Origin of the sequence: Bradyrhizobium sp., assembly GCF_019244115.1 — a bacterium.
Classification (GTDB): Bacteria; Pseudomonadota; Alphaproteobacteria; order Rhizobiales; family Xanthobacteraceae; genus Bradyrhizobium.
Genome location: NZ_JAFATE010000705.1, coordinates 1 through 10,293, shown reverse-complemented (window position 1 = coordinate 10,293; position 10,293 = coordinate 1). Strand labels below are relative to the sequence as shown.

Sequence of the window (10,293 nt, the reverse complement as noted above, 5' to 3'; positions counted from 1 at the left end):
TTGCGGGCCTGCACGAGCTCGGCGCGATCGCGCTCCTTGAACTTCTCGAAGACGGCCATGGCTCGCTCTATGGCGGCGGGAGCTACCGAGGTTTCGATCTCGTCCGCTACGCTCACCGCCGGACCTCCGCCCGTTCGGACCAGCGGGGGATACCGCCGCCTCGCCGGAACCGGCCTCCCTCCCGATGGCCGCAGCTTGCGCATCGCAGCTGAATTTCACGATCGCCCGAACCAGCCTTCGGCAACTTGGCGGCCATCGGCCACGCACCGCACTGCGGGCATTTTTCGAGCAGAGTCTCGGTTTCGATCATGGGCGCCTCGGCGAGGTCACTTCTGGTTCTGCTGCTGGTTCACCTGGTCCGACTTGCTGGCTTCGGCCTTGTTGGCTTCATGATGGCCGATCGCGCAGCCAGCAGCGGCGCCGAGCTTGCCGTGCCCGGCCAGGTGGCCCGCGACGCCGCCGACCACGGCACCCTTGATGCAGCCCTTGGCTTCCGCCGCGCCACAGGATGCAAGCGCGAGTCCGGCGACGCAGGTCGAGACGAGTATCGATTTCATGGGCGATCTCCTTGGGTTCGGCGAGTCAATGCGCCACGGAGATCATCGGTTCCGGATGGCCGTCGACGCCTTCACGAACGGTAGCGGCGTGCGCGCCGCCCCCTATCGCGCGCTCGGCGTAACGCGCTCGTCAGCTTGTTCTCCCACATCGGCAGCGATCAGCGGGCGCGTTTGTTGCGGATCGGCATCCAGTACTGGCGCGGCGCCTCGACAGCCGCTGGAATGCCGAGGTGGGCATTGGAGAGGTCGCCGGGCTCACCATCTTTCCGCGGCTGTGGTCCGAGCAGTGGACGGCCCTGATCGTCGCAACAGTGCATCAGGATGGACCGCAACCGACCGTGATGGGGATTGCAGGCGTCCAGCAACGGCGCCCACGCCGATATCCTGAGCCGCATCGCAGCGTAGAAACCCTGGCACCAGGGTCGTGCATCGATGTCACCACTGGCTTCGCGCCGATGCATCGGCTTGAACTGGTCGGCGGTGGTCGACAGGGTGTTGCTGATGTCATTGTGGCGCAGCGCGACGGCCGAGATCGCGGCGAACTCCGGCGTTGCGCCATGGTTGAATGCGTCGGCGTCGATGGCGAGTAGCGGACAGATCCAGTCGAGTGGACTCATTGACACCGGTCCGGCCACGATCGCGGCGACATAGCCGTCGAGCACGGGAAGACTCGTGGCGAGGGGATGCTGCTCGGCGCGAGCCTGCAGCCATGGCTCAAGTTCGTCGAGCGGCATCGCGGCTACCGCCATCGATGGTGACGAGGATGATGACGAACGGCGGCGCCGGCTCATGCAGCCACTCGTGCGCTGAGCTCGCGGGCCGCCTTCCAGTTCCAGGCGAGAAGTTCATGCAATTGGTGGCTCTTGGTCCGACGGGAGACGATGCGCTCCAGCACATCGACCAAATAGGCCTGCGGATCGAGTTCGTGGAACTTTGCCGTATTGACCAGCGACGCAAGAATTGCCCAGCTCTCGGCGCCCTCGTCGCTGCCGCTGAACAATGAGTTCCGTCTTCCCATTGCGATCGGGCGCATCGAACACTCGACACTGTTGGAATCGACCTCGACGCGGCCGTCGCGAAGAATCAGCGTCAGTCTGTCCCAGCGATTGAGCGTATAGTTGATGGCCTCCGTCAGCTTCGACTGGGAGAACAGCTGGTCGAGCATCGAGGTCAGCCGCGCCTTCAGCTGCTCCATCAGCGGTGCAGTCCTGGCGCAGCGGACGGCAAGCCGCTGTTCGGCGCTCCAGCCGCGGATCTCGGCCTCGATGGCGTAGACCGCTTGCAGGCGCTCAATCACACGTGAGCGAACGGCGACTGCATCGTCTTGTACACCTCGACGAATTTGCGTCGGGCATGGGCGAGGCAAAAAGCCAGCTGGATTGCCCCGCCATGACCGCGGGCAAGCGCTTTGTAGGCGGCATAGCCGTCCACCTGCAGAATGCCGGAGAAGCTGGTCAATTGCCTGGCGATCTCCTCGGTGCCGCGACCATCGGTAAACACATAGGCGACCGCCGGCGGCGATGGGCCGTCCCATGGCCGATCATCCATTGCATGGGCCCAGAACTGGCAGGTCCGGGTGCGATGTCGTCCGGGATCGAGCACCGGCATCGGCGTCTCGTCGCAGAACAACCGCGGCGAAGCCTGGATCGTCCGTAACTGAAGCTCGTAAAGGCTCTTGAGCCACCATGCCGCACGCTTGACCCAGCCGGCAAGCGTCGCGCGGTCGAGATGAATGCCCTGACCGGCCAGGATCTGCACTTGGCGGTACAGCGGCAGATACCAGGCAAACTTCGACACCACCACGTGGGTCACCAGCGCCGTCGAGGCCATGCCGCCCTCGATCAGACGCGGCAGCACCTTCGCCTGGACCACTCCGTCAGTGCAGCCGCGGCAGCCATATTTGGGACGGATCGTGCGTAGCACGCGCAGGATCGCCGGAATCACGTCCAGCACCTCGCTCACGTCCTCGCCGATCGGGTGCAGAACGCCCTGGCAACACGGACACGCTGTCGCGTCCGGCTCGAGCACCTGCTCGCAGCGTGGCAAATGCTTGGGCAGCGCGCCGATGTTGCGCCTTGCCTTCTTGCGCGGCTTCCCAGCCGGCTTCGTCGCAGGCACATCGTCGTTGGCTGGCGCAGGCGGTATGACGCCGGTCGCGAGATCATCCAGTTCGACCGCGAGCTGCTCGGCCACGATCGCCGCCAGCCGCTCCGAACGCTTGCCGAAGATCATCTCCTTCAGCGTCTGCATCGCCACACGTAGCTTCTCGTTCTCGGCGTCAAGCGCGAGCACCATCTCGGTCAGCGCCGCTGCGTCGGTCGGGAGATTGCTGCAATCACCAGCGGGCACTCGCTTGGTACTTTCAGTAACGTTGCATTCAACGGCGTCCAGATTGACACCGCACCCGCATGCGCGATCGTGCACAACTTGATGAAGGGCGCCGTACAATTCAACAATGTCTGCAGCTGCGGCATTCCGAGCAACGCAGCGAGCGCGTGCAGGGTCACCAACAACAGCGCCGCGACGTTCAAGGTCGCTCCCAACAGCTGTCAGCAGGCCACCTGCAGCGAGCCATAGGACCATGCCAGAACGCCGATGCGAGGCATCGATGCGCCCAAGGTCGCGGAGACGCGAAAACGACATTGCATCAGCTGCAGAGAGGCAGTGCTTAGATGCTTCTGCGCAACCATCCGATGGAGTGGACGTCTCACCAGCTAACTCGAGTTCATGCGTCGTGAAGCTTCTAGATTTGGATTAGCGGCAAGGTCGACGATCGCCACGGCTTTGCTGAGAGCTTGCCAATCGAACTCGTACAGCGCCTCCAGATAGGCGGCTAGCAGGCTATCGCGCCCGCACAACGCCTCGACTACTGCCTTCAGATCGTCGCGCGTCTTCATGGCGAAATGATACCGGAATGTGGTTAAGGATTTGTTACTCCGAGCCGCCAAAGCTCGCAACGCTGATCCTCCGACGGCCACATGTGCGTTTCCGGACGGAGTGCCGCCGGGCCCGCCTCAAACGCTTGCTTCCCTTCGCGGCCCATAGCTCGCGCGCCCGTTAGCCCTGATCGCTTTGGAGCTTGTCGGCCATCCACAGCAGCGCACCGAGGGTGGTGGCGCGATCATCGCCGGTCAGCTCAAAAAGTCCGCCTTTGACGACAAGGTCGCTTGGCGACGGGGCGTAGCACCATGGAGAGAGACGGCCATTGGTTCGTTGAACCTCACTCAAAACGCATAGGATCTGACGGCTCGCTCGCTAGCTCGACGAATACGTTATCGAAGATCATACGGATCACCTCTCCGCCATGTTCACGACGCCGTGCGAAGCGATCGGGTTGAAGAAGGGCATGCGACTCATATTGCCCGGGGGCGGCACCTGAACCACAAAAAGCGCCCATCCGTTAGCGTGTGGTATGATCCGCCATATCAACGCAGGTCAATCTGCCCCTAGCGCGTCGCCGGGTCCGTCTCAAATGCTAGCCTCCCTTTTGCAGCCCACAGCGCTCGGGCCCGTTCTTCCTGATCGCTGCTCAACTTGTCAGCGATCCAGAGCAGCGCGCCGAAGATCGTTGTGCGGTCGTCGCCGGTTAGATCAACGATACTGGCTTTAACGACCAGGCCGCCCAGTTCGATGAGGTGCCGCGTGCGCTTGCGGCGCTCGACCTGCCATGTGCGCATGTCATGCCGGGCCCGTGTTGCCTGATGGCGTTTGAGTGCCGCCCGGTTGCGTTTGAGCGCTATCGTGATCGCGCTCAGATGCTTTCGCATTTCGCCGCGGCCGGTTTTGAAAGAACGCGACCCCGCGCCTGGCCCAGGCCTCCATCTTCTTGGTGTCTTTCGTCTCGGCCAGCACGATCAGCGCGCCCGCCAGTTCGTCGGCAGTAAGTGTGTCAGCCCCCGTGGCGATGACCAATTCGCCAAGCTGCTGCACCTTTCGGCTCTTAAGATCCCGCGCCTTGTGCCCAAGTGCCTTCAGTTCGGTATCGAAATCGCGTGGCTTGCGCATCAGCATCTCCAGATTGGAGAGATCATACTCGAGCACCCGGCACAATGCTGTAAGGTCGTGAGGACGGCCTGGGACGCGGTAATCCCGCCCGAGAATTTTTTGAGGGAGGGCGCGCTTATACGTCGTGCCGACGTGCGCTTCGCCGTGTAGATGATCTCGTCGCGATGGCGATCTATCATCTTCACGTCAAGGTCATCGGGCGCAAGTCCGGCTCCAGCGCGGTGGCCTCGGCCGCCTATCGCTCCGCCTCGCGGCTGCGCGACGAGCGGCTCGGCCGTGACCAGGATTTTTCCGGCAAGCGCGGCGTCATCCATTCCGAGGTAATGCTGCCGGAGAATGCGCCCGAAGCGTGGAGCGACCGCGAACGGCTGTGGAACGATGTCGAGGCCTCCGAAATCCGCAAGGATGCCCAGCTTGCCCGCGAGGTCGAATTCGCGCTCCCGCGCGAGATGAGTGAGGCGCAGGGCATCGAACTTGCCCGCGACTTCGTTCGGGGCGAATTCGTCGATCGGGGCATGATCGCCGATCTCAATGTGCATTGGGACATGGCAGAGGACGGCATGCCCAAGCCCCATGCCCATGTCATGCTGACCATGCGCGCGGTGGACGAGAACGGCTTTGGCCAAAAGGTGCGGGACTGGAACCGTACCGAGATGGTGGAGCGCTGGCGCGAACGCTGGGCCGAGATCGCCAATGAGCGCCTAGCCGAGCTCGACATCGACGCCCGAATTGACCATCGCAGCCTCGAAGCACAGGGCATAACGCTGGAGCCGCAAAGCCAGATCGGCGCGCCGGCACAGCGTATCAAAGGCGAAGGGATCGAGGCCGCCGACCGCGCCGAGATGCACCGTGAGATCGCGCGGAATAATGGCGAGAGGATCATTGCCGATCCTTCCGCCGCACTGGACGCGATCACGCATCAACAATCGACCTTCACGCAGCGCGACATGGCGAAGTTTGCGCACCGGCACAGCGACGCGATCGACCAATTCAACGAGGTCATGGGCGCGATGCGCGGGGCACCTGGTCTCGTCGAACTCGGTAAGGACGCTCGCGGCGAGGATCGCTTCACCACCCGCGAGATGATTGAGGCCGAGCAGCGCCTGCATCGCGCCGCCGAACTGATGGCGGAACGGGAGCGCCATGAGGTGCGTAACGTGGACCGCGAAGCCTCTTTGGCACGAGCGGAAGCGCGCGGCCTTGTCCTGTCGCGCGAGCAGGCCGATGCGTTAGCACATGTCACGGATGGGCGCGATTTGGGCATTGTGGTCGGCCATGCCGGAACGGGAAAGAGCGCCATGCTGGGCGTGGCGCGAGAGGCTTGGGAAGCCGCCGGCTATGAGGTCCGGGGCGTGGCGCTGTCCGGCATCGCGGCGGAAAATCTCGAAAGCGGATCGGGCATTCCGTCACGCACCATTGCGAGCATGGAACACGGTCGGGAACAAGGCCGCGACCTGCTCACGAGTCGCGATGTGCTGGTGATCGACGAGGCGGGCATGGTCGGCACGCGCCAGTTGGAGCGCGTGCTGTCCCATGCAGCCGAGGCCGGCGCGAAAGTCGTGCTGATCGGCGATCCGCAACAGCTGCAGGCCATCGAGGCGGGCGCGGCCTTCCGCTCGATTCACGAACGGCACGGCGGAGCGGAAATCGGCGAGGTGCGCCGGCAGCGGGAGGACTGGCAGCGCGACGCCACGCGGGATCTCGCCACTGGCAAAACCGGCGATGCGCTGGAAGCCTACCGCTCCCATGACATGGTGCACGAGGCTCAAACCCGCGAGCAGGCGCGCGGCGATCTGATCGACCGCTGGGACCGCGACCGCCATGCGTCGCCCGACAAGAGCCAGATCATCCTCACCCACACCAATGACGAAGTCCGCGCACTCAACGAGGCAGCGCGCGAACGGATGCGAGCTGCGGGCGATCTGGGCGATGAGGTGCGAGTGACGGTCGAACGCGGCGTGCGCCACTTCGCTAGCGGAGACCGCTTCATGTTCCTGCAGAACGAACGCGGCCTTGGCGTGAAGAACGGCACGCTCGGGACCGTCGAGCAGGTCAGCGCCCAATCCCTGACCGTGCAGACCGACGATGGCCAATCCGTGCAGTTCGACCTGAAGGATTACAACAAGATCGACCACGGCTATGCCGTGACCATCCACAAGGCACAGGGCATGACGGTGGACCGCGCCCATGTGCTGGCAACGCCCGGGATGGATGCTCACAGCAGCTATGTCGCACTGTCGCGGCACCGCGACGGCGTGGAGCTACATTACGGTCGCGATGATTTCACCAATCCGGACCGGCTCGCCCGCACCCTGTCGCGCGATCGGGCGAAGGATATGGCCTCGGACTACGACCGTGCCGATCCGGTGCAGAGCTACGCCGAGCGGCGAGGGATCACCTTCCGCGAGCGCGTCGCCGAGATCGTGCGCAAGGTCGTGCCGGAAAAGGTACGCAGCATGTTCGATGGCCTTCGCTCTCCTTCAGATGTGCCCAGCCCGGATACTGGGCGGGGCCCGGAGCAGGAAACGCCGGAAAGGGAAAGGAGCGGTACGCAAGCCCTGCGGCGCGACACGGAAGCGCCGGAAAGGAAGGTAGCGGAAGATCCCGAAAAGGAAATGCGCCGGTTGCGCACCCGAGCGCTCGTGCGCCATGCCCGCGCCGTGGATGCGATCTTCGAGGCGCAGGAGATGGGCGGCGAGGCAACTCCCGAGCAGGTGAAAGAACTACAAAAATCCCGCCGGGCCTTCGAGGAGGTGCGGCCCTATGGTTCGCACGATGCCGAAGCTGCCTACAAGAAGAACACAGAGCTCGCCCGCGAGGCGGCTTGCGGCCGGGTCAACCGCGCCATCCGCGCGCTCCAACTCGAAACGGAACTGCGCATCGATCCCAGCCGCCGCGCCGACCGTTTTGTGCAACGCTGGCAGGAGCTCAAGCAGACCAGCCAGCACCAGTATCAGGCGGGCGACATGTCCGGCTGCAGGGCCACGCGCTCGGCGATGGGCGACATGGCGAGAGGCCTCGAACGCGATCCGCAAATGGAATCCATCCTCGCCAACCGCAAGCGGGAGCTCGGCATCTCCTTTGAAACAGGCCGCCGACTCGGCCACGAATTGGCTTTCGCCCACGGCATCGATCTTGGCCGCGGCCGGGGCCTCGGAATTTGATCTATCCTGTTTCCGCCACTTCAACGCCAGAGTACGCCTATGAGCAAAATGCTCTTGCGCGGCTGCACGGCCGGTCCTGTCTAGTCTCATGCCATCAGAAACAGCCGGCGAGAGGCAGTGCGGCCATGCGAGAACCAGATCGTATCATCCGGTTGAAAACCGTCCTCGCCAGAACCGGGCTGTCCCGGTCCACCATCTACCGCAAGATCGCCGAGCCCACCTTCCCGGCTCAGCTCAAAATCAGCACCCATGGCACGGGCTGGCATGAATCGGACATCAACCGCTGGATCGCAGATCCCGGCTCGTGGCGTCCGAAACGCGAGTTCGATGAGGCTCGGTAATGTCGGACAGCGCTTCCGACCGTCCAATTTTTACTCTCTTGCACGCAGGAGTAGGAGGCTGCATCGACAAGTCTTTTGGTCGGTACCATCGGCGATATAAGGCTTGGTGCAGTCCGGATGACACGCTACGTGCCGATGACTCCGAACAAGACGACTGAGACGGTGCAAGCTACCACGGAAGCAGCGTCATCTCGCAAGGCGACTCCATACACGTCACGGTGACAAATGCCAACTCAAGCGGCTCCGGCCTAATCCCACTCTGGCAGAGATCATCGAAGCACCTCTAGAACCATGGCTGAGAACGACGACAACAAGCGGCGCCGGCTCGTCGAGTTTAAGGACGGGTGTCGCTATGGAAAGTTCGGGAAAACGAAAGCTTATGAGCTGATCGCTCAGGAACGGATCAGGGCCTACAAGATGGGAGGTAAGACACTCATCGATCTCGACAGCATCGATGAATACCATGCCTCGCTGCCACGCGTTGAATCGCGGGCTATGCTTTAGGCCGATTTGCGCAGCGGCACGGCAACTCTCTTGCGCAGGCTGTCGAGACGATCGGCCCAATGCTGCATCAGGCGCACGCGTCCGCTCCAATAGGCCGCCCGATTGTAGATGCCACGAATCTTGTTCTTGTCGCCCTTGGCAAGCTGGCGCCGCACCACCTCGTCGCGGCGCCGCCTCTTTTTTTCGTCCGTTTCATGGGCGAGCTGAGCTTCCACCACATCGCCGTCGAATGCGCCTTCTTCGTTGAGCAAGGTCGAGGCGCTGGATCGGAAACCATGCGCGCAGTGGTCGCCACCAGGGCCGGTGTCGTAGCCCATGATCCGTAAGGCCTTGTTGATCGTGTTGTCGGACATAGGCACACGATCGTCGTGCGAGAACAAGTAGCGGCCGCCGCCGGTCAGTGGTCGCAGCTCGGCAAGGATAGCGAGAGCCTGGCGCGAGAGCGGCACTTCGTGATCATCGCGCATCTTCATTTTCTCGGCGGGGATCAGCCATAGGCGGTTCTTCTCGTCGAATTCGCTCCACTCGGCCAGCCGCAACTCGCCGGGCCTCACCATGGTCAAGGCGATCAGCTTGAGCGCGTAGCGCACCAGTCCGCCGTTCTTGGCGTCATAGATCTCAATGCGGCGCATCAGCTCGCCGACGTCCTCGGGATCGGTCAGCGCAGGGCGCGGATTGCCCTTGGGCGCCTTGGTAAGGGCGTGCTTCAAGTCGCGGGTGGGGTCGCTCTTACAATACGAGGCGCCTACGCCGAATTGGAAGACCCGGGAAGCGGTCGAGCGTAGGCGTCCGACGGTGTAGTACCGTCCCCGCGCCTCGGCACGCCGGAAGGCAGTCAGCAATTCCGGCGGGGTGATCTCGCAAAGCGGTCGGTCGCCAATCTCACGATCGAGCTGAGCGAGATTCCAGCGTTCCCGCTTGATCGTCGAGTTGGCCTTGTTCTCTTTTTCGAGCTTCGTGGTCGCCCATTCTTCCCCGACTGCCCGGAATGTGTGCTTGAGCTTTTCGTCTTCCTGGCGCTTGGCCTCGCGCACTGCGACTGGATCTTGGCCCTGATCGAGCAGTTTTTCCGCGTTGTGGCGCTTGTCGCGCGCGGCCTTGAGTCCGACGCCGGGAAAGGTGCCAAACGACATGTTTTTGCGCTTGCCGCCGCAACGGTAGCGGTAGAGCCACAGCTTGGTCCCATTGGGCCGCACCACGACACTGAGGCCCTGGCCGTCTGCAATCGCGTATTCCTTGTCCGCGGGCGTCGCGTTGCGGATTTTCGTGTCGCTCAGTTCATCCACGGGAAAGCTCCCCTGCAATCGGGCGGCCAGCCAGTGTACCCGGCCCTTCCAGTGTACCCACAGTGTACCCGGAAGCGCCGGATGCCATCGGACGGTCGCGAACCGTACCGGGCGTCAATATATGAGGAAACGCCTCATTTTACGAGGGTTCGTGCTGATCGGCGAACGGGCGCGGACAAAAAAGAATTGGGCCGAAAGGCCAATGGTGCCCAGGGGCGGAATCGAACCACCGACACTGCGATTTTCAGTCGCATGCTCTACCAACTGAGCTACCTGGGCATGCCGCGGCGGGAGTCCGTGAACGGACCAGCGGGCCGGCGGGTTATAGTGGGCGGAAACGGCGCTGTCTACCTTGCTTCGCCGAGCCGGAACACGCCAGGTCCGTCACGCCGGGGCCGTTCGCAAGGTATAGGCAGACCTGACTTAACCCGGGTCC

At 63.1% G+C, this 10,293-nt stretch carries 11 protein-coding genes, 1 tRNA gene and 1 pseudogene; 3 read left to right on the top strand and 10 right to left on the bottom strand.

Annotation, left to right across the window (positions count from 1 at the left end):
- Positions 1 to 326 precede the first annotated feature (326 nt).
- The 8 genes and pseudogenes from JOZ76_RS30480 to JOZ76_RS30445 form a co-directional block, all read right to left on the bottom strand.
- Positions 327 to 557, bottom strand: a complete 231-nt coding sequence (locus tag JOZ76_RS30480; protein ID WP_291705062.1) for a hypothetical protein — start codon at positions 555 to 557, stop codon at positions 327 to 329.
- A 158-nt stretch (positions 558 to 715) separates the two neighbouring features.
- Entirely contained in the window at positions 716 to 1,348 is a 633-nt protein-coding gene (locus tag JOZ76_RS30475) for a UPF0149 family protein (protein ID WP_291705061.1), read from the bottom strand.
- A pseudogene (gene tnpC / locus JOZ76_RS30470) lies at positions 1,345 to 2,852 on the bottom strand (IS66 family transposase). The gene JOZ76_RS30475 and the pseudogene tnpC overlap by 4 nt, the downstream one beginning before the upstream one ends.
- Positions 2,853 to 2,857: 5 nt before the next feature.
- Positions 2,858 to 3,088 (bottom strand): hypothetical protein, encoded by a 231-nt coding sequence (locus JOZ76_RS30465; RefSeq protein WP_291705058.1) that lies wholly within the window; start codon positions 3,086 to 3,088, stop codon positions 2,858 to 2,860.
- A gap of 183 nt (positions 3,089 to 3,271) precedes the next feature.
- Positions 3,272 to 3,454, bottom strand: a complete 183-nt coding sequence (locus tag JOZ76_RS30460) for a hypothetical protein (RefSeq protein WP_291705056.1) — start codon at positions 3,452 to 3,454, stop codon at positions 3,272 to 3,274.
- A gap of 160 nt (positions 3,455 to 3,614) precedes the next feature.
- Positions 3,615 to 3,785, bottom strand: a complete 171-nt coding sequence (locus tag JOZ76_RS38635; RefSeq protein WP_441300131.1) for a conjugal transfer protein TraD — start codon at positions 3,783 to 3,785, stop codon at positions 3,615 to 3,617.
- 218 nt (positions 3,786 to 4,003) lie between these two features.
- On the bottom strand, positions 4,004 to 4,234 hold the full coding sequence (locus JOZ76_RS30450; RefSeq protein ID WP_291705054.1) for a conjugal transfer protein TraD: 231 nt from the start codon (positions 4,232 to 4,234) through the stop codon (positions 4,004 to 4,006).
- A 1-nt stretch (position 4,235) separates the two neighbouring features.
- Positions 4,236 to 4,562 (bottom strand): conjugal transfer protein TraD, encoded by a 327-nt coding sequence (locus JOZ76_RS30445; protein WP_291705052.1) that lies wholly within the window; start codon positions 4,560 to 4,562, stop codon positions 4,236 to 4,238.
- 164 nt (positions 4,563 to 4,726) lie between these two features.
- Here JOZ76_RS30445 and traA point away from each other — a divergent pair, with 164 nt between their 5' ends.
- The 3 genes from traA (at position 4,727) to JOZ76_RS30430 (ending at position 8,571) form a co-directional block, all read left to right on the top strand.
- A complete protein-coding gene (gene traA / locus JOZ76_RS30440) occupies positions 4,727 to 7,726 on the top strand; it encodes a Ti-type conjugative transfer relaxase TraA (RefSeq protein ID WP_291705050.1) in 3,000 nt (999 codons plus the stop codon).
- Positions 7,727 to 7,851: 125 nt separating this feature from the next.
- Positions 7,852 to 8,067 (top strand): helix-turn-helix transcriptional regulator, encoded by a 216-nt coding sequence (locus tag JOZ76_RS30435; protein ID WP_291705064.1) that lies wholly within the window; start codon positions 7,852 to 7,854, stop codon positions 8,065 to 8,067.
- 291 nt (positions 8,068 to 8,358) lie between these two features.
- Complete coding sequence (locus JOZ76_RS30430; RefSeq protein WP_291705048.1) at positions 8,359 to 8,571, top strand: helix-turn-helix domain-containing protein; 213 nt, start codon at positions 8,359 to 8,361, stop codon at positions 8,569 to 8,571.
- Here the strand turns inward: JOZ76_RS30430 and JOZ76_RS30425 are convergent.
- Both JOZ76_RS30425 and JOZ76_RS30420 read right to left on the bottom strand, forming a co-directional pair.
- Positions 8,568 to 9,857 carry a tyrosine-type recombinase/integrase gene (locus JOZ76_RS30425; RefSeq protein ID WP_291705046.1) on the bottom strand — a complete coding sequence of 430 codons (1,290 nt, stop codon included), beginning with the start codon at positions 9,855 to 9,857 and terminating at the stop codon, positions 8,568 to 8,570. The genes JOZ76_RS30430 and JOZ76_RS30425 overlap by 4 nt on opposite strands.
- 203 nt (positions 9,858 to 10,060) lie before the next feature.
- Positions 10,061 to 10,136, bottom strand: a tRNA-Phe gene (locus tag JOZ76_RS30420).
- Positions 10,137 to 10,293: the final 157 nt, after the last annotated feature.

Bases quoted from the DNA above. Each gene is read 5' to 3' on its own strand.
- JOZ76_RS30450 (WP_291705054.1), bottom strand. From the start codon at position 4,234: ATGCGCACATGGCAGGTCGAGCGCCGCAAGCGCACGCGGCACCTCATC.
- JOZ76_RS30480 (WP_291705062.1), bottom strand. From the start codon at position 557: ATGAAATCGATACTCGTCTCGACCTGCGTCGCCGGACTCGCGCTTGCA.
- JOZ76_RS30430 (WP_291705048.1), top strand. From the start codon at position 8,359: ATGGCTGAGAACGACGACAACAAGCGGCGCCGGCTCGTCGAGTTTAAG.
- JOZ76_RS30445 (WP_291705052.1), bottom strand. From the start codon at position 4,562: ATGCGCAAGCCACGCGATTTCGATACCGAACTGAAGGCACTTGGGCAC.
- JOZ76_RS30460 (WP_291705056.1), bottom strand. From the start codon at position 3,454: ATGAAGACGCGCGACGATCTGAAGGCAGTAGTCGAGGCGTTGTGCGGG.
- traA (WP_291705050.1), top strand. From the start codon at position 4,727: ATGGCGATCTATCATCTTCACGTCAAGGTCATCGGGCGCAAGTCCGGC.
- JOZ76_RS30475 (WP_291705061.1), bottom strand. From the start codon at position 1,348: ATGAGCCGGCGCCGCCGTTCGTCATCATCCTCGTCACCATCGATGGCG.
- JOZ76_RS30435 (WP_291705064.1), top strand. From the start codon at position 7,852: ATGCGAGAACCAGATCGTATCATCCGGTTGAAAACCGTCCTCGCCAGA.